The sequence below is a fragment of the Niveibacterium terrae genome, from assembly GCF_048213115.1.
GTDB lineage: Bacteria > Pseudomonadota > Gammaproteobacteria > Burkholderiales > Rhodocyclaceae > Niveibacterium > Niveibacterium terrae.
This window is the reverse complement of the sequence record NZ_CP172404.1, coordinates 2,280,146-2,304,663: the sequence shown is the minus strand read 5'-3', so window position 1 is coordinate 2,304,663 and position 24,518 is coordinate 2,280,146. Positions and strand designations below refer to the sequence as shown.

The following is a 24,518-nucleotide window of genomic DNA, read 5'->3' as shown; positions in this document are numbered from 1 at the left end:
CTTAACGAACGGAATCGATGATGAGCTCCGGACTTCCCCGCGTTGTCGCCTTTGGCGAATGCATGATCGAGCTGCGCGCTGAAGCGCCGGGCCTGATGCGCCAGGCGTTCAGCGGCGACACTCTGAATACTGCGGTCTATCTGTCCCGCCTTGCTGGGAGTGCGTTTTCGGTCGGCTATGCGACCGCGGTCGGCGCGGCCGACCCCTACAGCGAAGCGATGCTCGCGAGCTGGCAGGCTGAGGGCCTGGAGACTTCGCTGGTCAGTCGCCGTCCGGGCGAACTGCCGGGGATCTACACGATCCAGGTCGATGCGAGCGGCGAACGCTTCTTCTCCTTCTGGCGCCAGATGAGCGCGGCAAAGAGCTATTTCGCCGATCCCGTCTCGCCCCTGGAGCGCGACCTCGCCAATGTCGATGTGCTCTATGTCAGCGGCATCAGTCTGGCCATCCTCGATGCGGCCGGGCGCGAGCGTCTGCTCGCCGCGATGCAGGCCGTTCATCAAAGCGGTCGAACCGTCGTGTTCGACAACAACTACCGACCCAGGCTGTGGTCCTCGCCTGCCGAAGCCAGCCAGGTCTATCTGCGTGCTTATGCCTGCGCCGACATCGCGCTGATCACGCTCGGCGATGAGATGGATGTCTCCGGCTGGAACGATCAGAACGAAGCGCTCGCGCGCATCCACGCTTATCCGTGCGCCGAGGTCGTCGTCAAGCGCGGAGCCGAACCGGCTCTGGTGCGCAGAGCGGCCCAGGACTGGATTGCCGTCGCCGCCGAGCGCGTAGCCCGTGTCGTCGATACGACGGCAGCCGGTGACTCCTTCGGCGCCGGCTATCTCGCAGCCCGCCTGCGCGGACATTCGCCTGCCCAAGCGCTGGGCGTTGGCAACCGGCTGGCGGCCGCGGTGATCCAGTGCCCGGGCGCGATCATCCCCGTTGAAAAAATGCCTGCAGGCCTTCTGGCCTGAAGACCCCCCCAACCATTGCCGCGCCTGGCGCGCGGCTCAGGAGCTGAATATGAACGTCGAAGAAGTGATGAAACTCGCCACCGTGATCCCGGTGATCCGTATCGACCGGATCGAGGACGCGGTGCCGATGGCCCGCGCCCTGGTCGCCGGTGGTCTGCGCGCGCTCGAAGTGACGCTGCGTACTCCGGTCGCGCTCCAAGCGATCCGCCTGATTGCCGCCGAAGTCGAAGGGGCTGTGGTCGGTGCAGGAACCGTGCGTCGTCCCGAACAGCTCGACGAAGTGGCCGCCGCCGGTGCCCGTTTCGCAGTGAGCCCGGGTCTGACCCGTGAGCTGGCTCTGGCCGCCCGCGATGGTGATCTTCCTCTGCTGCCCGGCGTCGCTTCGGCTTCGGAAGTGATGGCTGCGACCGATATGGGCTTCGATCGCCTGAAGCTCTTCCCGGCCATGGAAATCGGTGGCCCCCGCCTGGCCAAGGCCTTCTCCGGTCCCTTCGCGGATGTGAAGTTCTGCCCGACCGGCGGTGTGAACCTTGCCAATGCGCCGGAATGGCTGGCTCTGCCGAACATCCTCTGCGTCGGTGGCTCGTGGATGATCCCGGCTGACAAGGTTGCTGCCGGGGACTGGAAGGCGATCGAGACGCTCTCCGCCCAGGCTGCCGCGCTGCGGGCCTGAGCATGTCCGCTCTGATGGCCGGCGCGTTCTCATTTGCGCAGCTCTTCGGCTATCTGGCCTTCGCTCTGGGGATCGCCGCGTTCTGGCAACGCGACGATCGCCGTCTGCGCTATCTCGTAATGGCGCTGAGCCTGGCCTATACGGTCCACTTCACGCTGTTGGGCAATCCGACCGCGGCGGCCAGCTCGCTGATTTCGGCCTTGCGCTCGTGGCTGTCGCTGCGCACGCGTTCGGTCCGGGTCGCGTTGGCGATCGTCGCCGTCAATATCGCGGTCGGATCGATGCTGGTCACCGAATGGCGGCATATCCTGCCGATCGTCGGCGCGGTGGTCGGAACGCTGGCCATGTTCCTGCTCAAAGGGATACGCTTGCGTCTGGCCTTGCTGTGCGGAACCTGTCTGTGGCTGACCAACAACGTGTTGAGCGGCTCGATCGGCGGTTCGGCGCTCGAGGCGATGATCGGGCTGACCAATGGCGTGACGATCGTCCGGATGTTGATCGTCCGTCACCGGGAGAAGGCGACGGCTGCGTCCCTTTGAACTGAGTGACAAGCTAGCGGTCGGATGAAAAGCCCCGTTGTTCCTTGATGGAGCGGCGGGGTTTTTTTCGGATTGCACCCCGGCTCGGAATGCCGGCAGGGTTGTCGATCCCTTAATTTTTGCACGATTTTGCCGTGAACCGTGCGGATGTGCTTAACAAGGATGTGGAGATGAAGCTTTCCAAGAGATTGGCCTTGATCGTTGGCTGCGCACTGCTCGGATTGATCCTGATGGCGGCCTTCGCTCTCAGCACGCTGCGCAGCGAGATGCTCGATGCCCGGCGCAACGAGATTCACACCGTGCTCAGCCTTGCTGTGAAACAGGTCGCGGCCTTCCAGGAGATGGAGAAGTCCGGCAAGCTCAGCCACGAGGAAGCGCAGACGCGTGCGGTCGCCGTGCTCGCGAGCATGCGCGATGACAAGAACTATATCTGGGCGCGCACCAGCGGCGCCCTGGGGCTCGCCCACCCGAACCAGGCGGTGATCGGCAAGGTCGACTGGGGCAAGACGCTTGCGAACGGCAAGAGCAATTTCCAGACTTACCTCGACGAGCTCTCGAACAAGGATTTCGCTTTCTTCGACGACATGTCGAAGCGGCCCGGAACCGATGTCGAAGTGCCCAAGATCAACGGTGTCGCGAAGATCCCGGGCTGGGACTGGATCGTCGGTTTCGGTGTCTTCGTCGATGACATCAACGCCGCGTACTGGAGCCTGGCCGGGAAATTCCTCTTCCTCGGACTGCTTGTCCTCGTCGTCGTGACCGCGATGGCGACCGTGATGGCCAGAGGCATCTATCGCCGCCTCGGTGGCGAGCCCGATTACGCGGCCAGGGTTGCGATCGCGATCGCCGAAGGGGATCTGAGCCGCAAGCTCGAACATAACGGTGAGGCCGACAGCCTGATGGCCGCGATCGTCCGGATGCAGGCGAGCCTGCGCCACATGATCGAACGCATTCAGCAGGGCGCCCACCATGTGGCCGAGTCTTCGCAGTCGCTCAGCGAGATGATGAGCCAGGTCGGCGAGGCTTCGCGCCAGTCTTCGGATGCGACTTCCTCGACCGCGGCCGCGATCGAAGAGCTGTCGGTCAGCATCGACCACATTTCGTCGAGCGCCCGCGACACCGAGACGAATTCGGAGCGTTCGAGCGCTCTGGCCGCCGATGGCGAGAAGCAGGTGAACCAGGCCTCCGAGACGATCGCGGCCGTGTCCAGCCAGATCACCGAGGCTTCGAAGCTGATCCAGAGTCTGCAGGAGCGTTCGCGTGAAGTCGGTGGCATCGCCAGCGTGATCAAGGAGATCGCCGATCAGACCAATCTGCTCGCGCTGAACGCTGCGATCGAAGCGGCCCGGGCCGGTGAGCAGGGCAGGGGCTTCGCGGTCGTCGCCGACGAGGTCAGGAAGCTCGCCGAGCGTACGACCCAGGCGACCGACCAGATCACGACGACGATCTCCGGCATTCAGGCCGATACCGAGTCGGCCGTGCAGAGCATGCAGCAGGTGACGCCTCAGGTCGCGAAGAGCGTCGAGATGGCCGGTCAGGCCGCCGCGGCGCTGCGCGAGATCAACGAGGGCGCGGCCGAGACTCTGGGCAAGGTTCGCGATGTCGCCGAGGCGACCCGCGAGCAGAGCCAGGCCAGCACCAGCGTTGCGCAGAACGTCGAACGGATCGCGCACATGGTCGAGGAATCGGCCGAATCGGTCCGCTCGGCGAGCGGCAGCGTCCAGGCCCTGGAGTCCCTGGCCGGAGAGCTGCGCGCATCGGTGTCGAACTTCAAGATGTAAGCACTGGCCACTTCAGCCAATGACAAGCCGTTCAGCTGAAACTGAACGGCTTTTTTGCGTCCGCGGCGGGGCGCCTGTCTACCGAGGATTCAGCCTGCCAAGAGGCTCAGCCCGAATAGAGCGACACAGAGACCGACGAGACGCGGCAGGATGACGCTGCGCGCGATGGCCCAACCCAGGGCCATCCCGGTCAGGTGCAGGCTCGCCGTGCCGATCACCATCCCGCTCAGCGCTGCGGCCGCCCGGGCGGCCGGCAACTCGTTGCCGTGCGCGATGCCGTGAAAGACCGCGAATGCGCCGACGGCGACGCAGCCGGCGAGAACCGGCAGCTTGACGCGCAGACCGACCATTGCACCCAGAGCCAGCAGCGAGAGCGCAATCATCGTTTCGACGACGTGCAGAGCGATGCCGGCGACGCCGAGCAGGCCGCCGACCAGCAAGAGGCTCGCGAAGGCGGCCGGGGCTGCCCAGACGGCGCGCCGCTCATCGGTAAAGGCGAGCACGCTCCAGAGGCCTACCATCAGCATTGCGGCCAGGTGATCGAGGCCGGTGAAGGGGTGGATCAGACCGATCAGGAAAGCCGGGCCTTGGTGCAGGCCGGCATCGGCTCCGACGTGGGCGGATGCGGCCAGCGGGATCAGCGCCGACAGCGCAATGGTGCGTCTCATGCTGCCTCCTCTTCGTGCGTGTGCCCACGATAGCTGTTTCCGGCGTGCGCCGGGTGAGCGCGGAGAAGGCCTGTGTGCGGCATTGCGCGAACGCCGGAAAAGGATACTGAGCGGGCCGTGAACATGAAAAAGCCGCCGGCTTTTGGCCGGCGGCTTCGATGACGCAGTCCCTAGGAATCAGGCGGCGGCGGGAACGAGCTTGCCCTGGCTGCGCAGGCCCAACAGCTCCTTCCACTTCGAGATCGCCGAGACCAGGATCGCGAAACCCAGCACCATCATCGTGACCGACAAGATCGAGTTGAAGATGCTGTAGCCCTTCGCGGCCGGGTTCAGATAGACGTGGGTGACCATCCAGTAGCCGGCGTAGTTGACCGTCACATAGAGGTAGGCGAGCGGGATCAGGCAGGTCAGCGCGTAGCGACGCTTTTGGCCGATGCGCAGGATGATCGTCGCGCCGATGATCAGGCCGACCGAAGCCATCAGCTGGTTCGAGACGCCGAACAGGGTCCAGACCGAGTTGATGTCGCCGGAGTTCAGCAGATAGCCCCAGAGCAGGCAGGCCACCGCGCTGGCGCCGATCGCACCGGGCATCCAGTCGAGCTGCTTCATCTTCGGGAAGAGGTCGCCGGCGAAGTCCTGGATCAGGTAGCGCGAGACGCGGGTTCCTGAGTCGATCGCGGTCAGGATGAACACCGCTTCGAACATCACGACGAACTGGAAGAAGTAGGACGCCAGCGACGTGAACCAGGGGATTTTCGTGAAGATGTAGGACATGCCGACGGCCAGAGTGACCGCGCCGCCGGTGCGACCGTACAGGTCCATGCCGATCTCGTGGGACAGCCGGGGCAGATCGACGACGTTCATGCCCAGCTTCGCGAAGGCTTCAGCCGACGAGTTGATCGCGAAGTAGTCGGCGGGGTGCAGCGCGGTCGCGGCGATCAGCGCCATCACGCCAACCAGGCATTCGGCCAGCATCGCACCGAAAGCCACGGGCAGGATGTCGCTCCACTTGTCGACCAGCTTCGGGGTAGTGCCCGAACCGATGAAGGCATGGAAGCCGGAGATTGCGCCGCAGGCGATCGTGATCGAGATGAAGGGCCATACCGGACCGGAGAGCACCGGGCCACCGCCGTGGATGAAGGCGGTCATGGCTGGGAACTGGACGGCCGGGTTGATGAAGACGACGCCGACGATCAGCGCGCCGAACACGCCGATCTTCATGAAGCTGGACAGGTAGCCGCGCGGAGTCAGCAGCATCCAGACCGGCAGTGCCGAGGCGAAGAAGGCATAGACCGGGAGGAGCAGGCTCACCGTGGTCGCATGCAGGCTCAGCCAGTTGCCGAAGGTCGTGCCCTGGATGTAAGGACCGGCCAGAACGCTGGCCATGATCGCGGCGATGCCGACGTAGGTCGCGTACTTCATGCTGCCACCGAAGCGCTCGTAGAGACCCAGCACCATCGCGATCGGGATCGTCATGAACACCGCGAAAGTGCCCCAGGGATTGCGTTCGAGCGCATGGACCACGACCATCGACAGACCGGCCATCGTGATCGTGATGATGAACAGCATCGCCAGACCCGTGCACCAGCCGGCGACCGGGCCGAGTTCGGCCTTCGCGACTTCGGACAGCGACTTGCCCTGATGCTTCATCGACGCGAAGAGCACGACGGTGTCGTGCACCGCGCCGCCGATCACGCAGCCGATCAGCAGCCACAGGAAGGAGGGCAGGTAGCCGAACTGGGCGGCAAGGACCGGGCCGACCAACGGGCCGGCAGCGGCGATCGCCGCGAAGTGCTGGCCGAAGTTGACCCACTTCTTGGTCGGCACGTAGTTCTTGCCGTCCTGAAGCTCGTGGGAAGGGGTGACCTGGGTGTCGTCAGCGCGAAGCACCTTGCGCACAAAGAACACGCCATAGAGGCGGTAGCAGATGGCGAGGATGCATAGCGTGGCGATCACAAATGTTATTGCGTGATCCATGGTTGGCGCTCCAACAGAAATTGACGGGCGCCACGCTAACAAAAGCCCCTGCACTGAAAACGGGATTTCACGGTGAGCGGTCGCCGGCGCTCGCGAGCGGTTGCCGGCAGCCGCGAGCGGTTCACGCGATGCCCAGCTTTTCCTTCAGTTCGCGCAGGTAACGGCGGCTGACCGGCAGCCTCTTGCCGCCCCGGGTCAGGATCTCGGCGAGGCCGGCTTCGCCCAGTTCGATCTCGGCGATCGCATCCGGATGCACCAGATACTGGCGGTGGCAGCGCAGCAGCGGCGCGCGCTCTTCGAGCGTGCGCAGCGTCAGCTCGGTGAAACGCTCCTCGCCGTCGGCGCCGGCGACATAGACGCCGCTGAGCTTCGAAGTCGCGTACTCGATCTCGTCGATGCGCAGCAGCACGATCCGGTTGTGTCCGGAGCAGGGCACATGGCGGAGCGGGGACGCGTTCTGCAGTGGCGCCAGATCCTGGCTGCTGCGTTCGCGCCTGAGCCTCGCCAGCGTCTTCGCGAGACGCTGAGGATCCAGCGGTTTGAGCAGGTAATCGAAAGCGTTTTCCTCGAAGGCGCGGACCGCGTACTCGTCATAGGCGGTCAGGAACACGATATAAGGCATGCTCTCGTGATCGAGCATCGCCAGCATCTCCAGGCCGCTGATCTGCGGCATCTGGATGTCGAGGAAGACCACGTCGGGGCGCAAGCGGGCGATCGCGGTCAGCGCTTCGACCGCGTGGCTCGCCTCGCCGACGACTTCGATGTCCTCGGTGCCGGCCAGCATCTCCCGCAGCTCTTCGCGGGCAAAGGGTTCGTCGTCGACGATCAGGGCTTTCATGTCGGGCTCTGGCTGGGAAGGTGAAGAGTGATGCGGGTGTAGCGCCCCGCTTCGCATTCGACGCTGACGCCGTAGGTTTCGCCGAACCTCGCCTTGATCCGGCGGTCGACGAGGCCCATGCCCAGGCCATCCCCTCCGGCCTTGCGTTCGAACAGGCCCGCGTTGTCCTCGACGCTCAAGGCGAGCTCGCCGGGCTGGGGCTCAGTGGCGTGGATGTGCACTTCTCCCGGGCCGAACATCTGCGAGGTGCCGTGCTTGATCGCGTTCTCGACGATGGGCTGCAGCGAGAAGGCGGGCAGATGCACGCCCTGCAGCGCTTCGGGGACGTCGATCGTCACCGAGAGGCGGCCAGCGAAGCGGGTCAGCTCGATCTGCAGATAGGCGTTCACATGTTCGAGCTCGTCCTGCAGCGTCACTTCGTCGCTGGGGCGCTTGAGGTTCTTGCGGAAGAAGGTCGACAGGTATTTGACCAGCTCGCGCGCCCGCTCCGGGTCGCGGCGGATCACCGCGGAGAGCGTGTTCAGCGCGTTGAACAGGAAGTGCGGATTGACCTGGGCGTGCAGCAGCTTGATCTCGGACTGGGCCAAGAGCTGCTTCTGCTGCTCAAACTTCCCGGCGAGGATCTGGTTCGACAGGAGCTGCGCAATGCCTTCGCCGAGCGTGCGGTTGATCGACGCGAAGATCTTGCTCTTCGGCTCATAGAGCTTGACCGTGCCGATCACGCGGCCTTCCTCGCCGCGCAGCGGGATCACCAGCGAGGAGCCGAGCTTGCAGTTGGGCGTGATCGAGCAGCGATAGGGAATCTCGTTGCCGTCGGCGTAGAAGACCTGGTTCGTCGCGATTGCGGTGTGGGTGTGCGGAGACGTGATCGGGGTGCCGGGCAGGTGATGGTCGCTGCCGATGCCGATGAAAGCGAGCAGCTTCTCGCGGTCGGTGATCGCGACCGCGCCAACGCCGGTTTCCTCGTAGATGATCCGCGCGACGCGCATGCTGTTTTCCTGGTCGAAACCCTGGCGCAGCACGCCTTCGGCGCGCGCAGCAATCTTCAGCGCCTGGGCCGAGAACGCGATCGAATACTTTTCGAGCAGAGCCCGGCGGTCGAGCAGGATGCGCATGAACATCGCCGCGCCCAGCGTGTTCGTGATCACCATCGGCAGCGCGATGTCGCTGACCAGGCGGATCGCGACATCGGCGGGCTTGACCATCGCAAGCAGGATCGTCATCTGCGCGATCTCGGCGGCAAAGGCCGTCAGACCGGCGCTGACCGGGCTGAAGAGTTCCAGCACCCGGCCGCGGCGGATCAGGTAGCGGTGGATCGCCCCGCCGATCAGGCCTTCGGTGACCGTCGAGACCATGCAGGCCAGAGCCGTGACGCCGCCCAGCGAGTAGCGGTGAAAGCCCCCGGTCAGCCCGACCGCGAAGCCGACCGACGGGCCGCCGAGCAGCCCTCCGAGCACGGCGCCGATCGCCCGCGTGTTCGCATACGAGTCATCGACCGGCAGGCTGAAGTAGGTGCCGAGGATGCAGAACACCGAGAAGATCGCGTAGCAGAGCAGCTTGTGCGGCAGCCGGATCGTGACCTGGGTCAGCGGGATGAAAAGAGGGGTTTTGCTGAGCAGATAGGCGATGACCAGATACACGCACATCTGCTGCAGCAGGAGAAGAATCAGGCCCAGTTGCTCGTTCATGCCGTTCCGAAGTTCGCCGCGCCACTGGCGCAAAGAGCGGATCCTAACCCGGCGGGAGGTACTCAGGGAAAGAGCGATGAGCTCAGGCGCCGCGAGCGCCCAGGGCGAGGCCGGCCGCGAGCAGCACGAACAGGGCGCCGCAGCCGCGCTCGATCTTTCTCTGGCGGGCGTTGAACCACTGGTGCAGGCGACCCCGGCCCAGAGAGCGGGCGAGCCAGGCATCCCAGCAGAACACGACCGTGAACATCCAGAGCCCGTAGCCGGTGCGGGTCAGCGCGCTGCCCTGTTCCGCCCCCAGACTGAACAGGCTGAAGTAGAACAGCATGTTCTTCGGGTTCAGCAGACCCGAGAGGAAGCCCGCGCGAAAGACGGCAGTATCGGCGGCCGGATCGGCGGCGGATGAGGCCGGGTGGTCCGCCGCCTTAGCGCTGAGCAGCTTTGCGCCCAGCCAGGCAAGGTAGGCCGCTCCCCCCCAGCCCAGGGCTGAGAGCAGCGCGGGCGAGCGGGCGAGCGCCGAGACGCCGGCCAGCGCGACCGCGATATAGACGCCGTTGGCGAGCGCGATGCCGGCGCTGGCGCGCACTCCCGCCCGGCTGCCGTGGCGGGTGCTGGTCGCAAGGATCAGCAGGAAGTCCGGACCGGGACTCAGGAGCGCGAGGAAATGGGCCGTGGCGATCAGGATGAAACTCTGCAGCGCGGACATGATGTCTCCTGGAGGAAGGGCCTCCAGCATCGGCGCTGCGCTGCGTCCCGTCTTGTACGAAATTGCGTTAGGGCTTGCCGCGGTAGCGCCCCGGCGTGACCGCGGTGCGGGCCTTGAAGGCGCGGCTGAAATGACTCTGGTCCGCGAAGCCGGTCGTCAGCGCGATCTCGCTGAGGCTGCGGCCGGGCTCGCGCAGCAGTTCGCGGGCGCGCTGCACGCGTTGATCGAGCAACCAGGCGTGGGGAGTCAGGCCGGTTGCTGCAGCGAAAGCGCGGATCAGCTGCCAGCGGCTCAGCCCCACCCGCTGCGCCAGCGTCGCGAGCGTCTCACCGTTCCCGGCGAGCAGACCGTGCTTGATCGGCGCGAGCCAGGCTGGCCTGCTGCGGATCCGCCCCCTTTCTCCGGCAAGGCTTTTAAGCGCCCGCATCAGCGCGAACGCGTCGATCCATTTCGCGTGGGGACGGCACAGGCGCGTGATCAGGGCCCTGAGCTTCAAGCAGCGCGCGCGGTCGCGCAGCACGATCGCCTGGCCGCCTTCGGGCAGTGCCCAGTTCGCCCCGGCGGCAACGAAGACCATCCGGTTGCTCCACGGCTGCGACGGCTCGGGGTTGCAGGCATGGGCGAGGCCAGGAGGAATCAACACCGCCTGACCGGCCACGAGCGGCACGCGCCGCCCGCCCAGGTCGAGCACGGTCGCGCCCCGGTCGATCAGGCCGATGCTCAGTCCGGGGTGGGTGTGGCGCACGAAACGCTCGCGCATCTCGTGCGACTGACGGATTTCGAGCCAGGGCAGGGGGCGCCAGAAGCGAGTCTGGGAAGAGGGGGCGTTCACGGGCATTCCTCGCTGTGCGGCGATCGGTGCATCATAGCGTCACACCGGCTTTCAAATCTGCCGGCGTATCATCGCCGGACAGAGAAACGACCCACTCAGAGAGGTTTTCCATGACAGTCTCGGATATCGCGCGGGCCCGCCACACGACCAAGGTTTTTGATCCCGAGCGGCGCATTCCCGACCCGCAGATCGAGGATCTGCTCGAAGCGCTTCGCTTCGCTCCGTCCTCGGTCAACTCCCAACCCTGGCATTTCGTGCTCGCGGCGACGCCCGAAGGCAAGGAGCGCGTCGCTAAAGCGATGCCCGGCAACTACGCCTACAACGCGCCGAAAGTCCGCGATGCCTCGCATGTGATCGTGCTCTGCGCCCGGGTTTCGCTGGACCGGATCCACCTGGATGCGGTGCTGGAGCACGAGGACGCCGACGGGCGCTTCCCGACGCCAGAAGCGAAGGCGAACCAGAGGAAGGCCCGCGCTTTCTATACGGACGTCCACCGCTTCGAGCGCAAGGACCTGCAGACCTGGATAGAGAAGCAGGTCTATCTGGCGCTGGGCGCTCTGTTGACAAACGCGGCGAGCCTGGAGATCGATGCCTGTCCGATGGAGGGTTTCGACTCCCACCTGCTCGACCAAGAGCTGGGTCTGAACGAGAGGGGCTTCACGTCGCTGGTCGTCGTCGGCCTGGGCTATAGCTCCGCCGATGATTTCAATGCCCGCCTGCCCAAGTCCCGGCTTCCCGCCGAGGCCGTGATCACGCGGATCTGAAGCTCAGGGCTTTTGCCCGCTTCCGTCCTCTTTGTCGCCCGCGCCGAGCTCCCATTCGAGCCAGTCCTCGCCGAAGAGCTCGACCGGGTGGGGCGTGCGCTCGGAGCCGTTGCCGCAGGACAGCGAGTCGGCGCCACAGTAGTTCTGGCAGCCCCAGCAGATCCGTTCGGGATGTTTGGGGTGGGTTGGGAGTTTGGGGGGCATGGTGCTTGTCCAGTCGCGATGCGAGCCCTTGCCGTCAAAAACCATTGATGCATAAGGGTTTTCGCGCTTGCAAAGGCGGGGGATCAATGTAGTCCTCTGACTCCGCTCCGACAAGTTTTGTGGGCCGGGGCTGTCTCAATCCGCCCACTCGAAGTCGAAATTCTGCAGTGCGCTGACGGCCCGCGCCTGCGCCGCTTGCTGCGCCGCCTGATCCAGAGCCGGATAGCCGCTGCTGCGCACGAGGCGTGTCTGGTTCATCATTTCCCCAAGGCAATCGCACCGACGCGGCATAACTGGATAGCAAAAAGCCGGGCCGATTCAAAGTGACTCAGTTCCGTTTGTCTAGACAGCCAGGCTGAGGCTGTCGCTGTCGCCCGAGCCGGTCGGGCGGATCCAGTCTGGCGGGAACTCGGCGGGGCGTCCTGATCGTTCGCTAGCGTCGGTGACTGATGCACTGCGATACAAAACGACCTCTGGGAAGGCAGCAGTTTTGGTATAAGGGACAGGACTGCTTCGCTTTCCCCGAGGATCATGATGAGTTCTCCGCGTTTTCCCGCCCGTGCCTTGCTCGTGCTCGCCGGTGTCATCGCCTTGCTATCCGCAGACCTGCGCGCCGAAGAGCTCCAGGCCCCGGTTGCCGCACGCAAGCCCTATCAGGTTCAGTCGCCGAACGGCGCGCGCGAGGACCCGTACTACTGGTTGAGGGACGACAGCCGTCAGTCTCCCGAAGTGCTCGATTACCTGAAGGCCGAGAACGCGTATACGCAGGCGCAGCTCGCGCCCGGAAAGGCGCTCCAGGATACGCTCTATGCGGAGATGGTCGGACGGATCAAGCAGGACGACAGCACCGTGCCGACCCGCCTGAGGGGCTACTGGTATTCGGTCCGCTTTGAAAAGGGCAAGGAATACCCGATCTACTGCCGGCGCAAGGCAAAGCTCGCCGCGCCCGAGCAGGTGATGCTCGATGGCAACGAACTGGCGGCCGGCAAGAGCTTCTTCCAGATCGGCGGCTATGCGGTCAGCCCCGACGACAAGCTGCTCGCTTATGCCGAGGACACGGTCGGGCGGCGCCAGTTCGTGGTCCGTTTCAAGGATCTCGTGAGTGGGAAATTCTTCGCCGATCGCCTCAGCAATGTCGAACCGGATGTGCTCTGGGCGGCCGACAGTCGCACGCTGCTCTATATCGCGAAGGATCCGGTGACTCTGCTCAGCACCAAGGTCTATCGGCACAGCTTGGGCACGGAGCAGAAGGACGATCAGCTCGTCTATGAGGAGAAGGATCACAGCTATTACCTGTCGTTCTCCCGCAGCAAGACCGGGCGCTTCCTCTACATCGAGGCGAAGAGCACGCAGCAGAGCGAGTGGCGTTATGCGTTGGCCTCCGATCGTAAGCTGAAGTTCTCGGTCGTGCTGTCGCGCGAGGCGAATCACGAGTACCAGGTGATGGATGTCGGCGGCGATTTCGTGCTGAGGACCAACTGGAAGGCGAAGAACTTTCGCATCGTCCGCGTGCCGATCGTTGAGGTCGCCCGGCGCGATCGTTGGCGCGATGTCGTCGCCGCGCGCGAGGATGCCTTCATCCAGAGCTTCGATGCGTTCAGGGACTTCATCGCCGTCAGCGAGCGCTCGGGCGGGCTGATGAAGCTCAGGGTCAAATCCTGGGACGGCAAACAGGACAGGCTGATCGCGGCCGATGAGCCCAGCTATCTGATGAGCCTGGGCTGGAACCCCGAGTTCTCGGCCACACGCATCCGCTATGACTACAGCTCGCTGGCGACGCCGATGAGTACTTACGAGTACGACTGGTCGAGCGGTGCGCGCACGCGGCTGAAGACCCAGCCCGTTCCCGGCTACGATCCGACAAAGTACCGTACCGAATACCTCCATGTGACGGCCCGCGATGGCACCCAGGTTCCGGTTTCGCTGGTCTATCGCCGCGACACGCCGCGCGACGGCAGCGCTCCGCTCTTCCAGTACGGCTACGGCTCTTATGGCATGTCGATGGATCCGGCCTTCCGCTCGAACTGGGTCAGTCTGGCCGACCGCGGCTTCGTCGTCGCGATCGCGCATATCCGCGGCGGGCAGGAGATGGGGCGGGACTGGTACGAGCAGGGCAAGCTCTTGAAGAAGCAGAACACCTTCACCGACTTCATCGACGTGACCCGCTCTCTGGTCGCTCAGAAGTACGCGGCCCGTGACAAGGTCTTCGCCGAAGGCGGCAGTGCCGGGGGGCTATTGATGGGCGCGATTGCGAACATGGCTCCCGCGGACTATCGCGGCATCATCGCCCAGGTGCCCTTCGTCGATGTCGTGACGACGATGCTCGACGAATCGATTCCGCTGACGACGAACGAGTTCGACGAATGGGGCAATCCGAAAGAGAAGGTTTCCTATGACGCGATGCTTGCCTATTCGCCCTACGACAACGTGAAGGCTCAGGCCTATCCGGCGATGCTGGTGTCGACCGGCCTGTGGGACAGCCAGGTCCAGTACTACGAACCGGCGAAATGGGTCGCAAAGTTGAGAGCCATGAAGACCGATGTTAATCCGCTGCTCTTCAAAATCAACATGGAAGCGGGCCACGGCGGCAAGTCCGGTCGTTTCGAGCGCCTGCGCGAGACCGCGATCGAATTCCAGTTCATGCTCGATCAGCTGGGCATCCGCGGCTAGGGAAAAGCCTGGGCGGTTGAGCGCACCGCAGTCATCGCGATCGACCGCCCCGCCGAGCTGGCGGAATGTTCGGATCGGCCTGATTCGGGGTTGCTCGCGCGAGGCCGGTGCGGCAACGGTGAGCCGCGCCGCGCCAGCCTCGCCGAGCTCGCAACGGCAAGAATTGCCGCCCCGTCGCAGGGATCGGCCCTGAGTTCAGGGGGCTTGGGCTGGCTCGGAACTTGCTGAGTCTTTGCTGTTTGAACGTGTTGGAGTGGGTGATGGGTTTGAGTGGCGTGAGTTCGTTCGTCGGTACAGTGGGAGGAGGGTTGCTCAAGGTCACCTCGTCGGTCGTTACCAAGGTGGCATCGCTCGCGGAGGCGCACCCTCTCGTCACCGCTGCAATCATCGGCTACGAAGTCTATGAGCATTACCGCGGCGGCCCCAACGCTTCCAGTAGTTCCGGAAAACTAGGCGGTAACGTCGATACCCACGCCTGAGCGATTCACTCAGATTTGCCCGTTTCATCGCTCGCGAACTTCAGCGACGCGGAGTTGATGCAGTAGCGCTGGCCGGTTGGCGCGGGGCCGTCGTCGAAAAGGTGGCCCAGATGGGCGCCGCAGGCATCGCAATGCACTTCGGTGCGGATCATGCCGAAGCGGCGGTCTTCCTCGGTCGCGATGTCTGCCGCTGGCGCAGGGGCCGAGAAGCTGGGCCAGCCGCAGCCGGCATCGAACTTGTCGCTGGAGCGGAACAGCGGGGCGCCGCAACCGCTGCAGCGGTATTCGCCGGCCCGCCACTCGTTCCAGTACGCGCCGGTGAAGGGGCGCTCGGTGCCGCCCTGGCGGGTGACCCGGTACTGCTCGTCAGTGAGTTCTTCGCGCCACTGTCGGTCGGTCTTTTCGATCTTCCTGGCCATGTCCTCGCCTCGGTCGGATTCAAACAGCGCCAGTGAGAGGTGGGGACAGGCCTTTTGGTTCCCGGCTCAGTGCAGATGGCGGGGGATCGACTCGGCTTTCTCTTCGGGGAGTTCGGCGTGGACCGACTCTCCTTCCGGAGACGGGTACATCGGCGAGCCGCAGTCGTCGCAGTACTCCAGAGGAAAGCGGTTCTCGAGGTGCTGGATCTGGTCCAGCCCGCACTCGCGCAGCGCGGTTTCGATCTGCTGCGCGATCTCGCTGGTCTCGTCCTCGGCGCCGAGCAGGGGCCAGACGACGCCGTGCACGACCTTGTCCGAGTCGGTCTGTGTGAAGGCGATCCGGTACTCTTCGAGCTGCTTGTCATGGTAGGGCGCGATGACCGCCCTGAGTTCGCCGGGCGGCACTTCCAGCGTCGTTGTCAGGAAGGCGACCGAGGCGCGCAGCGAGTAGGGGCGGGACTCGCGGTCGGCCTGCCGGCTCGCCGCGAAGTAGGCTTCCGGCAGCACGATGTCGCAGGCGCAGCCGGGCATCAGCGTCGCGATCACCGCGCCTCCCTGGGCTCGCCACTGGGCGAGCGCCTGTTCGCGGCTCGAATCATTTTCCTGCCAGCGGAACAGCGGCTGGCCAGCCGGCACGACGACCGCGGCGAGCAGATAGCGGACATCGGACAGGAAGCGAACGGTTTCGGGCATGTTTTCGCGCGAAACCTTCAGGTCGTGCCCGGCGCGCGCAGCTTCGCCGAGTGCGAGCGCGAAGCGGCGGGTGTCGCAATAGCCCTGGGGAAGCTGATCCGGGCTGAACATGAAGTCGGCCAGCGCGAGCTTGACGCCGTCGGCGAACACATGAGCTTGCAGATGGACGCGCAGGCTCGCGAGCTGGGGAGCGGCGAGCGTCATCGCCGGGATCGAGAAACGCGACCAGGCCATGACCGGCGCAGCGATCAAGAGCAGATCGTCGCCGGTCTGGGCATTGATGCTGGACTCGGACAGCGATTCGAGCGCGTCGGCGAGCTCGTCATAGGCGCGCGGATTGGCCGTGAACAGGTGGTCCATCGCCGCGTTCAGTGTCTCTTCGTCGCCTTCGTCGAGCAGCGCTTCGATCTGGGTGGCCAGACGCGTCTCCCAGAAACGGTCTTCGGCACGGCAGCCGGATTCGGAGAGCCCGCTGGCGAGCCAGACGAGTTGTTCTGCCTCGGGGGACAGGCCGCTGCTGCGGCGGCTGAAACGGGAGCGCTTCATCGGGGAAATCCGGTCGGTCATTCGAGCTGGCGATTATAGCCCGTCGGGTAGCGCGATCGCGCCTGCCGCTTCGGCCGGGCCGCCCGCGCAGTGCGGAAGGACGCCGAGCAGTGGCGCCTGGATCATCGTCTTGAGCGTCGCCAGGTTCTCGGCAAAGCGCGGCATCACCGGCTCCAGCGTGTTCGCGACCCAGCCCGCCAGCCTGAGTCCACGGGTGGCGATTGCCTCTTCGGTCAGCAGGGCGTGGTTGATGCAGCCCAGTCTCATGCCGACGATCAGGATCACCGGCAGGCCGAAGGCGCGGGCCAGATCGGCGAAATCGTGTTCGGGCGTCAGCGGCACGCGAAAACCGCCCGCGCCTTCGACCAGAACCAGGTCGGCGCGGGAAGCGAGCTCTTCGAGACCGGCGACGAGCGGCGGGAAGGCCAGCGAGCGGCCTTCGTTCGCGGCGGCGATGTGCGGAGCGATCGCTTCGCCGAGGCAGATCGGGTTGATCTCGGCGAGCGCGAAGCCGGGGCTTCCCGCGGTTTGCAGCGCCAGCGCGTCCTCGTTCGCGAAGAGCCCGTCGTGATCTTCGGCGCCGGCGGCGATCGGTTTATAGCCGACCGCGGTCAGCCCCCTGGTGCGCGCGGCGTGGAGCAGCGCGCAGGTTGAGAAAGTCTTGCCGATTTCGGTATCGGTGCCGGTGATGAAGTAGGCGTTCATCGTGTTTTCCTCGCATGGATTTGCAGCACGTCGTAGCGGGCGGGCAGGCCCTCGGCGCGACGGTACCGCTCGTAGTGAGTGTTCAGTTGCTTCCAGGCGCTGCGGCCCATCAGGCCACGGCGGCGGGCTTCTCCCAAGGTATGGGCGCCGATGGCGCGGATCGCGTGGAGCAGTGTGCGCAGATCGGGGGCCCAGGCAAAGTGCGCGCGGCGCGCGATCTCGATGTCGGTGAAGCCAGCCTGGGTCAGTGCGGCGCGCAAGGCCTCCTCGCTCGCAAAGCGGCGCACATGGGGCTTTGTGTCTATCGTTGCGAAGGCTGCGCGGACTTCGGCGAGAGTCTCGGGACCCAGCGTCGCAACGCTCAGGATGCCGCCCGGCGCGAGCACGCGGAAAGCTTCGCGGGCGGCAAGAGCCGCATCGCACCACTGCCAGGCGAGGCTGGACCAGTAGCGGTCGATGGATCCGTCGGCGAGCGGCAGCGCTTCGATGTCGGCGGCGAGCGTGTCCGTGCCTCTATCCTGGCTGGCCCGGGCCATGGCTGGCGCGAGATCGAGGCCTAGGCGCGTCATCCGCGGTGCGCGGCGGGCGAGCAGATCCAGCCCGAAACCGGTGCCGCAGCCGGCGTCGAGCGCGATGCCTTGCGCTCCGGCTTCGAAGCTTGCGCTCTCGGCGAGTGCGCTGGCGACTTCGCGCTGCAGGCCGGCCGCCGCGTCGTAATGATCCGCCGCCGCGTCGAAGGCGGCGCGAATGCTGCGGCGTTCGGCGCGTGCGTCTGTCGGCAGCGTGGCCAGCCAGGCGAGGATCGCGTCGGCGACGGCCTCGGGTTGCGCGACATGGGGGGCGTGGGCGCAGGCGGGCAGGACGAGCCGGCGCGCGCCCGGGATTCTCCCGGCGAGCCAGGCGGACGCGGCGGGAGGCATCAGCGCATCGGCTTCACCGTGGATCAGCAGCGTCGGAGTGCTGATCTGTCCGACCTGCGGGCGAAGATCGCTCTCGGCGAGTATTCGCAGCGCATCCGTCTGACCGGGAGCGTCCTCGGGCAGCCGTGCCTGTTCGAGCTCGGCGAGCAGCTCGCTGCGCTGCGCTTCGCCGAGCACCTGCAGTGCCAGAAAGCGCTTGCGGGTCTTCTGGCGCTGGTGTTCCCAGCCCGAGCGGAACTGCTCGACAGTGGCCGGGGCGAGCCCGGCAGGCCAGTCATCGGACGCGGTGAAGCGGGGGCTCGCGGCGATCGCGACCAGAGCCGAGGCCTTCGTCCCCTGAGCGGCCAGCGCCAGCGCGAGTTGGGCGCCCAGCGACCAGCCGATCAGCACCGCGCCTTCGGGGATGAGCGGGGCGAGGCGGTGCGCCCAGGATTCGAGCGATTCTCCGGCTGTGGCCTCGAGCGCAGGGGCCGTGACGCGCCACTGCCGGGGCAGGCGGGAGAGCAGAGCGGAAAAGACGGCGGGGGAGAAGCCCCAGCCGGGAAGCAGACAGACTTGGGTCATCAGACTTTCAGGGTTTGCAGCGCGCCGATCAGTTGCGCGACCTGCTCTTGCGTGTGGCCAGCCGACAGCGAGATGCGCAGCCGGGAACTGCCTTCAGGAACCGTGGGGGGGCGGATCGCCGGAACCCAGAGGCCGGCTTCCAGCAGCTGCTCGGCGCAGGCGCTGGCACGCGCGTTATCTCCGAGGATCAGCGGCTGAATCGCGGTTGTCGAGGGCAGCAGCTCGGCGCGGTCCACCTTCGCGGCGCGCAGTGCCCCGATATGGCGCGCAAGATTATCGCGCCGCGCGTCGCCTTCTTCGATCAGGTCGAGCGCGGCGAGCAGCGCTTCGGCGAGCAGGGGGGCGGAACCGGTTGTGAAGATGTAGCTGCGGGTCTTCTGCAGCAGCCATTCGATCAGGCGGGCGCTGCCGGCGACGAAGGCGCCGCTGACTCCGGCAGCCTTGCCCAGCGTGCCGATATAGACGATGCGCTCGGACGAGAGGCCGGCTTGCGCGCAGGCGCCCCGACCCTGAGGGCCCAGCACTCCGAAGCCGTGCGCGTCGTCGACCATCAGCCAGGCGTCGAAGCGTTCGGCGAGCCGAAGCAGCTCGGGCAGCGGCGCGATGTCACCGTCCATGCTGAAGACGCTGTCGGTGACGATCAGCTTTCTCGGCGCGCGGGAAGCCGCGAGCGCTTTTTCGAGCGCGGCGAGATCGCCGTGCGGGTAGCGGCGCAGGTCGGCGCGCGAGAGCAGCGCGCCATCGACCAGAGACGCGTGGATCAGCCGGTCGGCGAAGATTGCGTCGCCGCGGCCGACCAGGGCCGGGATCACGCCGCTGTTGACCATGTAGCCGGTCGAGAAGAGCAGGCTGGCGGCGCAGCCGACGAAGGCGGCGAGGCGACGTTCGAGTTCCTCGTGCACCGCGAAGTGGCCGCTGACCAGATGGGAAGCCCCCGAACCGACGCCCCAGCGCCGCGCGCCGCGGATCGCCGCGTCGGTGATCGCCGGGTGATCGGCGAGGCCCAGATAGTCGTTGCTCGCGAAGTTGATCGTCGGCCGGCCATCGACCGTATAGCGGGCCGCGGAGCGGGCTGCGACGGTGCGGCGGCGACGGCGAAGCCCCGCCCTGGTCAGCGCTTCGAGTTCGCGCTCCATCTTTTCGAACAGCGTGGTCTCAGGCAAGCGCGGCCTCCAGCGCAAGGCCGGTCCGCTCGACCAGGAATGCGGCGTCCCGGTCGTCGAAGAGGTAGGGCGGCATCCAGTACACGGTCTTGCCGATCGGGCGCAGCAGCACTTCGTTGTCGAGTCCGGCCGCGAACAGCTTGCGCCCAAAAGCCGGATCCTCGGTCTCGACGTCGAAAGCCCAGATCATGCCGGTGTGGCGGAAGGAGCGGACCGCGGCATGGGTGGCCAGCGGTTCGGCAAGCCAGGTCAGCGTTGCGGCGCGGTTCTTGTTGGTCTCGATGACCTTGTCGTGGCTGAAGATATCCAGCGAGGCCAGGGCCGCGGCGCAGGCGAGCGGGTTGCCGGTATAGGAGTGCGAGTGCAGGAAACCGCGCGTCTTCTCGTCGTCGTAGAAGGCCGAGTAGATCTCATCGGAGCTGAGCACCGCGGAGAGCGGCAGATAGCCCCCCGAGATGCCTTTGGACAGGCAGAGCAGGTCGGGGACGATTCCCGCCTGCTCGCACGCGAAGAACGAGCCGGTGCGGCCGAAGCCGACCGCGATCTCGTCGGCGATCAGGTGAACATGGTAGCGATCGCAGATCGCGCGCGCCCGGCGCAGGTATTCGGGGTCGTACATCGCCATGCCCGTTGCGCACTGCACCAGGGGTTCGACGATCAGCGCAGCGATCGAGTTCGCGTGTTCGGCCAGATAACCATGGAGCGCGTCGGCCGCGTGTTCGGCGGCATGCAGAGCGGAGGCGCTCTGCCGGGAATCGGGGTTGGCGACGGTATCGGAGACGCGGACCAGCGGCGCATAGGCGTCGCGGAACAGCGCGATGTCGGTGACCGACAGCGCGCCCGCGGTCTCGCCGTGATAGCTGCCGGCGAGGCAGACGAAGCGGTTCTTTTCGGGGTGGCCGGTGTTGCGCCAGTAGTGCGCGCTCATCTTCAGTGCGATTTCGATGGCCGAGGCGCCGTCCGAGCCGTAGAAGGCATGCCCCAAGGCGCTGCCGGTCAGCGCCGAGAGCCGCTCGGAGAGCTCGACGACGGGGCGGTGCGTGAAGCCGGCGAGCATCGCGTGCTCGAGCGTGTTCATCTGCGCGAGCACCGCGGCGTTGATGCGAGGATTGGCGTGGCCGAAGAGGTTGACCCACCAGGAGCTGATCGCATCGAAGAAGCGCCGGCCCTCGGTGTCGTAGAGCCAGAGTCCCTCGCCGCGGGCCAGCGGAACCAGGGGCAGCGTTTCGTGCTGCTTCATCTGGGTGCAGGGATGCCAGACGCTGGCGAGCGAGCGGGAGAGCAGGTCGCTGTGGGGCATGGATTCCTTGTGTTTTGACATGTTCGCTGCCTTCATGTTTGCCGCTCTCGCTCCGGGTGTCAAATTGGCGCGCGTCGGCGCTGCGCTTATCATCGCCGCTCTTTGGCCGGTTTGCCGATGATTCTTCCGCGCGGCGGATCAGCGGAATGCGGCCATGTACAGCGAGGAGTCGTGAATGTCAGTTTCGATCAGTAGCTCTTTCGACAGTGGTGCGATCACGGTTGTCGATGCGAGCGATCCTTCCCGTATCCGCCTGCGTTTTCGCGACGATAACGCCGGCGATTTCCGTCAGTGGTTTCATTTCCGCATCTCGGGCGCGAAGGGGCTTGCGCTGGGCCTCACTTTCGAGAACGCCGCCGAGACGAGCTATCCGGGCGGCTGGGAAGGCTACAAGCTCGTCGCGAGCTATGACCGTCACCACTGGTTCCGCCTGCCCGAAACGCACTTCGATGGACGGGCCTTGAACGTGAGTCTGCAGCCCGAGCGCGATGCGATCTGGCTCGCCTATTTCGAACCTTACTCCGAGGAACGTCATTTCGAGTGGATCGGATCCGTGGCCAATCATCCCGGGGTCGAACTGCTGAGCCTGGGGCAGAGCGTCGAAGGGCGCGAGATCGACTGCCTGCGCTTCGGCGAAGCCGCTGCCGGAAAACCGAACGTCTGGATCATCGCCCGCCAGCACCCGGGAGAGGCGATGGCCGAATGGTTCACCGAAGGTCTCACCCGCCGCCTGATCGATGACGCGGATCCGGTTGCGCGGCGCGTCCGCGAGAAGGCCTGCCTGTGGGTCGTGCCCAACGTCAACCCGGACGGCGCTTTCCACGGCAATCTGCGCTCGAACGCGGTCGGCGCGAACCTGAACCGCGAATGGCTGGCGCCCGACGCCCGGCGCAGTCCCGAGATCCTGGCCGTCCGGCGCGCAATGGAGGCGAGCGGAGTCGAGCTCTTCCTCGACATCCACGGCGACGAGACGCTGCCCTGGGTCTTCATCGACGGTTCGCAGATGGTGCCCGGCTACGGCGACAGCAATCGCGCGCTGCAGGAGGCTTTCCTGGTCGGGCTCGAGCGCGCTTCGCCGGACTTCCAGCGCCGTCACGGCTACGCCGAGGACAGATTCGGTGAGGAGATGCTGACCCTGGGTTCGAAGTGGACCGCGCATCGTTTCGGCTGCGTCGCACTGACTCTGGAGATGCCATTCAAGGACAACGAAGCGGCTCCCGATCCGCTGCACGGCTGGAACGGCGCGCGCAGCCAAAGGCTAGGGGAGGCGATGCTTCTGCCGGTGCTCGCACACCTCGAAGCGTTCTGAGACGGGCCTTACGCGGGGGGGCGATGCTAAACTTTGAAGTCGCCCCCCATTTCCGCGAGTGATTCCCATGTCTGGCAGCTCTTTCGGCAAGCTCTTCACCGTCACGTCTTTCGGCGAATCCCACGGCCCGGCAATCGGCTGCGTCATCGATGGCTGCCCTCCTGGGATGGAGCTCGCCGAGGCGGACATCCAGGCCGAGCTGGACCGGCGCAAACCGGGAACTTCCCGCCACGTGACGCAGCGCCGCGAGCCGGACAGCGTCGAGATCCTCTCTGGCGTGTTCGAAGGACGGACGACCGGTCACCCGATCGCTCTGCTGATCCGCAACCAGGATCAGAAGAGCGGCGACTATTCGAAGATCGCGAACACTTTCCGCCCTGGCCACGCCGATTACCCGTGGTGGCAGAAGTACGGGATTCGCGACTATCGCGGCGGCGGCCGCTCCTCGGCGCGCGAGACCGCGGTCAGGGTCGCCGCCGGCGCGGTCGCGAAGAAATGGCTCTTCGAGCGCTACGGGATACGGATCCGCGGTTTCATGAGCGCGCTCGGGGAGATCGAAATCCCGTTCCAGAGCTGGGATGAGGTCGGGCGCAACCCCTTCTTTTCGCCGAACGCCGAGATCCTGCCCCGGCTCGAAGCCTATATGGATCAGATTCGCGAAGAGCGCGATTCGATCGGCGCGCGGATCGACGTTCAGGCTTGCGGAGTTCCGGTCGGCTGGGGCGAACCGGTCTTCGATCGTCTCGACGCCGAGATCGCCTACGCGATGATGGGCATCAACGCGGTCAAGGGCGTCGAGGTCGGTGACGGCTTCGCGTGCGTCGCGCAGCGCGGCTCGGTCCATGGCGACGAGCTGACGCCTGAAGGCTTTCTGTCCAATCACGCCGGGGGCGTGCTCGGCGGAGTCTCGACCGGCCAGGACATCCGCGTCCGGATCGCGATCAAGCCGACTTCGTCGATCCCGCAGAACCGTCGTTCGATCGATCTGGCCGGCGAGCCGGTCGAGATGATGACGACCGGACGGCACGATCCCTGTGTCGGAATCCGCGCTACGCCGATCGCCGAAGCGATGCTGGCGCTGGTGCTGATCGATCACGCGCTGCGCCACCGGGCGCAAAATGCCGACGTCCGCTGCCCGACTCCGGTGATCCCGGGTTCGGTCGCCGGCGGGCTCGACTGAGGAGGAATCATGCTTCGACAGTTCTTTGCCCGCGGTTTTGCCTGTGCGGCGCTGCTCGCGGGCCTTGCCGCCTGCTCAACGATAGAGACGACCCAGCCGGGAGTGGTCGGCGTCGACCGGCGGCAGACCGTCTCCCCTCTGGTCGACCGCAGCAAGCTGACCCAGCAGGCGAGCCTGCAGTACCGCCAGGTCATTGGCGAAGCCCAGAAGAAAGGGCAGCTCAATGTGGACAAGAGTCAGACCGAGCGGGTCAGGCGGATCTCGGCGCGACTGATTCCGGCCGTCGCGTCCTTTCGTCCCGAAGCCGTGTCCTGGAAGTGGGAAACGAACGTGATCACTTCCAAGGAGGTCAATGCCTGGTGCATGCCGGGGGGGAAGATCGCGGTCTATTCGGGGCTGATCGAACAGCTCAAAGCGACCGATGACGAACTCGCTGCGGTGATGGGGCACGAGATCGCGCATGCGCTGCGCGAACATGCCTGGGAGCGGGCCTCCCAGGCAGCCAACGCCCAGGTTGGACTGACGATCGCGGCGATCGCGCTGGGCATGAGCGGCACGCAGCAGGATCTGACCGGGATGGCCTACAACGCGATGTTCGCACTGCCCAATTCGCGCGAGCACGAGACCGAGGCCGACCGGATCGGTGTCGAACTGGCTGCTCGCGCGGGTTACAACCCGCACGCGGCGGTCTCGCTCTGGGAAAAGATGGGCAAACTCGACGGCAAGGCCCCGCCTCAATGGCTGTCGACTCACCCGTCGCAGCAGACCCGGGTTCGGGACCTCACTGTCTATGCGGAAAAAGTGATGCCTCTGTACGAGAAGGCAAAACGGCGCTGAGGCGATGCATTTGGGATGCGCTGCGGTGTTGTATTCAAAAATCGCGCCTGTTCAGCACAATCCTGCTGTGAAATAATCAAACTCTGTGATTTTATTGCGAT

24 protein-coding genes are annotated in these 24,518 nt (G+C 65.5%); 10 read left to right on the top strand and 14 right to left on the bottom strand.

The window, feature by feature from the left end:
* The first annotated feature begins 20 nt into the window (after positions 1-20).
* The 4 genes from ACHFB9_RS10650 to ACHFB9_RS10635 all read left to right on the top strand — a co-directional run bounded on the left by ACHFB9_RS10650 (position 21) and on the right by ACHFB9_RS10635 (position 3,958).
* Positions 21-965 carry a sugar kinase gene (locus ACHFB9_RS10650; protein WP_417067032.1) on the top strand — a complete coding sequence of 315 codons (945 nt, stop codon included), beginning with the start codon at positions 21-23 and terminating at the stop codon, positions 963-965.
* Positions 966-1,014: 49 nt separating this feature from the next.
* A complete protein-coding gene (locus ACHFB9_RS10645) occupies positions 1,015-1,638 on the top strand; it encodes a bifunctional 4-hydroxy-2-oxoglutarate aldolase/2-dehydro-3-deoxy-phosphogluconate aldolase (RefSeq protein WP_417067030.1) in 624 nt (207 codons plus the stop codon).
* 2 nt (positions 1,639-1,640) lie between these two features.
* The gene (locus tag ACHFB9_RS10640; protein ID WP_417067029.1) at positions 1,641-2,177 is read left to right on the top strand and encodes a YgjV family protein; all 537 of its coding nucleotides are present in this window, start codon (positions 1,641-1,643) and stop codon (positions 2,175-2,177) included.
* A gap of 170 nt (positions 2,178-2,347) precedes the next feature.
* A complete protein-coding gene (locus ACHFB9_RS10635) occupies positions 2,348-3,958 on the top strand; it encodes a methyl-accepting chemotaxis protein (RefSeq protein ID WP_417067028.1) in 1,611 nt (536 codons plus the stop codon).
* An 89-nt stretch (positions 3,959-4,047) separates the two neighbouring features.
* Here the strand turns inward: ACHFB9_RS10635 and ACHFB9_RS10630 are convergent, their stop codons facing one another.
* From ACHFB9_RS10630 to ACHFB9_RS10605, 6 genes are all read right to left on the bottom strand, one after another.
* Positions 4,048-4,626 (bottom strand): HupE/UreJ family protein, encoded by a 579-nt coding sequence (locus ACHFB9_RS10630; RefSeq protein ID WP_417067026.1) that lies wholly within the window; start codon positions 4,624-4,626, stop codon positions 4,048-4,050.
* A gap of 177 nt (positions 4,627-4,803) precedes the next feature.
* Positions 4,804-6,603, bottom strand: coding sequence for a carbon starvation protein A (locus ACHFB9_RS10625; RefSeq protein ID WP_417067024.1), 1,800 nt, complete (start codon positions 6,601-6,603; stop codon positions 4,804-4,806).
* Positions 6,604-6,724: 121 nt separating this feature from the next.
* Positions 6,725-7,441, bottom strand: coding sequence for a two-component system response regulator BtsR (btsR, locus tag ACHFB9_RS10620; protein ID WP_417067023.1), 717 nt, complete (start codon positions 7,439-7,441; stop codon positions 6,725-6,727).
* Positions 7,438-9,129 (bottom strand): LytS/YhcK type 5TM receptor domain-containing protein, encoded by a 1,692-nt coding sequence (locus tag ACHFB9_RS10615; protein ID WP_417067022.1) that lies wholly within the window; start codon positions 9,127-9,129, stop codon positions 7,438-7,440. Before ACHFB9_RS10615 ends, btsR begins: the two co-directional genes overlap by 4 nt.
* An 82-nt stretch (positions 9,130-9,211) precedes the next feature.
* A complete protein-coding gene (locus ACHFB9_RS10610; RefSeq protein WP_417067021.1) occupies positions 9,212-9,832 on the bottom strand; it encodes a LysE family translocator in 621 nt (206 codons plus the stop codon).
* A gap of 67 nt (positions 9,833-9,899) precedes the next feature.
* On the bottom strand, positions 9,900-10,664 hold the full coding sequence (locus ACHFB9_RS10605; RefSeq protein ID WP_417067019.1) for an AraC family transcriptional regulator: 765 nt from the start codon (positions 10,662-10,664) through the stop codon (positions 9,900-9,902).
* 110 nt (positions 10,665-10,774) lie between these two features.
* Between ACHFB9_RS10605 and nfsB the strand changes: the two genes are divergently transcribed.
* On the top strand, positions 10,775-11,428 hold the full coding sequence (nfsB, locus tag ACHFB9_RS10600; RefSeq protein WP_417067018.1) for an oxygen-insensitive NAD(P)H nitroreductase: 654 nt from the start codon (positions 10,775-10,777) through the stop codon (positions 11,426-11,428).
* Positions 11,429-11,431: 3 nt separating this feature from the next.
* Here the strand turns inward: nfsB and ACHFB9_RS10595 are convergent, their stop codons facing one another.
* Complete coding sequence (locus ACHFB9_RS10595) at positions 11,432-11,632, bottom strand: DUF3079 domain-containing protein (protein ID WP_417067017.1); 201 nt, start codon at positions 11,630-11,632, stop codon at positions 11,432-11,434.
* A gap of 135 nt (positions 11,633-11,767) precedes the next feature.
* A complete protein-coding gene (locus tag ACHFB9_RS10590; RefSeq protein WP_417067016.1) occupies positions 11,768-11,890 on the bottom strand; it encodes a hypothetical protein in 123 nt (40 codons plus the stop codon).
* Positions 11,891-12,166: 276 nt separating this feature from the next.
* Here ACHFB9_RS10590 and ACHFB9_RS10585 point away from each other — a divergent pair, with 276 nt between their 5' ends.
* Positions 12,167-14,302: a S9 family peptidase gene (locus ACHFB9_RS10585; protein WP_417067015.1), complete on the top strand. Its 2,136-nt coding sequence runs from the start codon at positions 12,167-12,169 to the stop codon at positions 14,300-14,302.
* A 260-nt stretch (positions 14,303-14,562) separates the two neighbouring features.
* Positions 14,563-14,781: a hypothetical protein gene (locus ACHFB9_RS10580; RefSeq protein WP_417067014.1), complete on the top strand. Its 219-nt coding sequence runs from the start codon at positions 14,563-14,565 to the stop codon at positions 14,779-14,781.
* Positions 14,782-14,786: 5 nt separating this feature from the next.
* Here ACHFB9_RS10580 and msrB read toward each other — a convergent pair whose 3' ends face one another.
* The 6 genes from msrB to bioA form a co-directional block, all read right to left on the bottom strand.
* The gene (msrB, locus tag ACHFB9_RS10575; protein WP_417067012.1) at positions 14,787-15,200 is read right to left on the bottom strand and encodes a peptide-methionine (R)-S-oxide reductase MsrB; all 414 of its coding nucleotides are present in this window, start codon (positions 15,198-15,200) and stop codon (positions 14,787-14,789) included.
* A gap of 66 nt (positions 15,201-15,266) precedes the next feature.
* Positions 15,267-16,439 carry a DUF2863 family protein gene (locus ACHFB9_RS10570; RefSeq protein ID WP_417067011.1) on the bottom strand — a complete coding sequence of 391 codons (1,173 nt, stop codon included), beginning with the start codon at positions 16,437-16,439 and terminating at the stop codon, positions 15,267-15,269.
* A gap of 33 nt (positions 16,440-16,472) precedes the next feature.
* Positions 16,473-17,144, bottom strand: a complete 672-nt coding sequence (bioD, locus tag ACHFB9_RS10565; protein WP_417067010.1) for a dethiobiotin synthase — start codon at positions 17,142-17,144, stop codon at positions 16,473-16,475.
* The gene (locus ACHFB9_RS10560; protein ID WP_417067008.1) at positions 17,141-18,628 is read right to left on the bottom strand and encodes an alpha/beta fold hydrolase; all 1,488 of its coding nucleotides are present in this window, start codon (positions 18,626-18,628) and stop codon (positions 17,141-17,143) included. The genes bioD and ACHFB9_RS10560 overlap by 4 nt, the downstream gene beginning before the upstream one ends.
* Entirely contained in the window at positions 18,628-19,764 is a 1,137-nt protein-coding gene (bioF, locus tag ACHFB9_RS10555; RefSeq protein WP_417071372.1) for an 8-amino-7-oxononanoate synthase, read from the bottom strand. The genes ACHFB9_RS10560 and bioF overlap by 1 nt, the downstream gene beginning before the upstream one ends.
* Before the next feature lie 19 nt (positions 19,765-19,783).
* A complete protein-coding gene (gene bioA / locus ACHFB9_RS10550; RefSeq protein ID WP_417067006.1) occupies positions 19,784-21,091 on the bottom strand; it encodes an adenosylmethionine--8-amino-7-oxononanoate transaminase in 1,308 nt (435 codons plus the stop codon).
* 175 nt (positions 21,092-21,266) lie between these two features.
* Here bioA and ACHFB9_RS10545 point away from each other — a divergent pair, with 175 nt between their 5' ends.
* From ACHFB9_RS10545 to ACHFB9_RS10535, 3 genes are all read left to right on the top strand, one after another.
* Complete coding sequence (locus ACHFB9_RS10545) at positions 21,267-22,400, top strand: M14-type cytosolic carboxypeptidase (protein WP_417067005.1); 1,134 nt, start codon at positions 21,267-21,269, stop codon at positions 22,398-22,400.
* Positions 22,401-22,467: 67 nt separating this feature from the next.
* The gene (gene aroC / locus ACHFB9_RS10540) at positions 22,468-23,580 is read left to right on the top strand and encodes a chorismate synthase (protein WP_417067004.1); all 1,113 of its coding nucleotides are present in this window, start codon (positions 22,468-22,470) and stop codon (positions 23,578-23,580) included.
* 9 nt (positions 23,581-23,589) lie between these two features.
* A complete protein-coding gene (locus tag ACHFB9_RS10535) occupies positions 23,590-24,417 on the top strand; it encodes a M48 family metallopeptidase (RefSeq protein ID WP_417067003.1) in 828 nt (275 codons plus the stop codon).
* Positions 24,418-24,518 lie beyond the last annotated feature (101 nt).

Bases quoted from the DNA above. Each gene is read 5' to 3' on its own strand.
- ACHFB9_RS10650 (WP_417067032.1), top strand. From the start codon at position 21: ATGAGCTCCGGACTTCCCCGCGTTGTCGCCTTTGGCGAATGCATGATC.
- ACHFB9_RS10645 (WP_417067030.1), top strand. From the start codon at position 1,015: ATGAACGTCGAAGAAGTGATGAAACTCGCCACCGTGATCCCGGTGATC.
- ACHFB9_RS10640 (WP_417067029.1), top strand. From the start codon at position 1,641: ATGTCCGCTCTGATGGCCGGCGCGTTCTCATTTGCGCAGCTCTTCGGC.
- ACHFB9_RS10635 (WP_417067028.1), top strand. From the start codon at position 2,348: ATGAAGCTTTCCAAGAGATTGGCCTTGATCGTTGGCTGCGCACTGCTC.
- ACHFB9_RS10630 (WP_417067026.1), bottom strand. From the start codon at position 4,626: ATGAGACGCACCATTGCGCTGTCGGCGCTGATCCCGCTGGCCGCATCC.
- ACHFB9_RS10625 (WP_417067024.1), bottom strand. From the start codon at position 6,603: ATGGATCACGCAATAACATTTGTGATCGCCACGCTATGCATCCTCGCC.
- btsR (WP_417067023.1), bottom strand. From the start codon at position 7,441: ATGAAAGCCCTGATCGTCGACGACGAACCCTTTGCCCGCGAAGAGCTG.
- ACHFB9_RS10615 (WP_417067022.1), bottom strand. From the start codon at position 9,129: ATGAACGAGCAACTGGGCCTGATTCTTCTCCTGCTGCAGCAGATGTGC.
- ACHFB9_RS10610 (WP_417067021.1), bottom strand. From the start codon at position 9,832: ATGTCCGCGCTGCAGAGTTTCATCCTGATCGCCACGGCCCATTTCCTC.
- nfsB (WP_417067018.1), top strand. From the start codon at position 10,775: ATGACAGTCTCGGATATCGCGCGGGCCCGCCACACGACCAAGGTTTTT.
- ACHFB9_RS10595 (WP_417067017.1), bottom strand. From the start codon at position 11,632: ATGCCCCCCAAACTCCCAACCCACCCCAAACATCCCGAACGGATCTGC.
- ACHFB9_RS10590 (WP_417067016.1), bottom strand. From the start codon at position 11,890: ATGAACCAGACACGCCTCGTGCGCAGCAGCGGCTATCCGGCTCTGGAT.
- ACHFB9_RS10585 (WP_417067015.1), top strand. From the start codon at position 12,167: ATGAGTTCTCCGCGTTTTCCCGCCCGTGCCTTGCTCGTGCTCGCCGGT.
- ACHFB9_RS10580 (WP_417067014.1), top strand. From the start codon at position 14,563: ATGGGTTTGAGTGGCGTGAGTTCGTTCGTCGGTACAGTGGGAGGAGGG.
- msrB (WP_417067012.1), bottom strand. From the start codon at position 15,200: ATGGCCAGGAAGATCGAAAAGACCGACCGACAGTGGCGCGAAGAACTC.
- ACHFB9_RS10570 (WP_417067011.1), bottom strand. From the start codon at position 16,439: ATGAAGCGCTCCCGTTTCAGCCGCCGCAGCAGCGGCCTGTCCCCCGAG.
- bioD (WP_417067010.1), bottom strand. From the start codon at position 17,144: ATGAACGCCTACTTCATCACCGGCACCGATACCGAAATCGGCAAGACT.
- ACHFB9_RS10560 (WP_417067008.1), bottom strand. From the start codon at position 18,628: ATGACCCAAGTCTGTCTGCTTCCCGGCTGGGGCTTCTCCCCCGCCGTC.
- bioF (WP_417071372.1), bottom strand. From the start codon at position 19,764: ATGGAGCGCGAACTCGAAGCGCTGACCAGGGCGGGGCTTCGCCGTCGC.
- bioA (WP_417067006.1), bottom strand. From the start codon at position 21,091: ATGCCCCACAGCGACCTGCTCTCCCGCTCGCTCGCCAGCGTCTGGCAT.
- ACHFB9_RS10545 (WP_417067005.1), top strand. From the start codon at position 21,267: ATGTCAGTTTCGATCAGTAGCTCTTTCGACAGTGGTGCGATCACGGTT.
- aroC (WP_417067004.1), top strand. From the start codon at position 22,468: ATGTCTGGCAGCTCTTTCGGCAAGCTCTTCACCGTCACGTCTTTCGGC.
- ACHFB9_RS10535 (WP_417067003.1), top strand. From the start codon at position 23,590: ATGCTTCGACAGTTCTTTGCCCGCGGTTTTGCCTGTGCGGCGCTGCTC.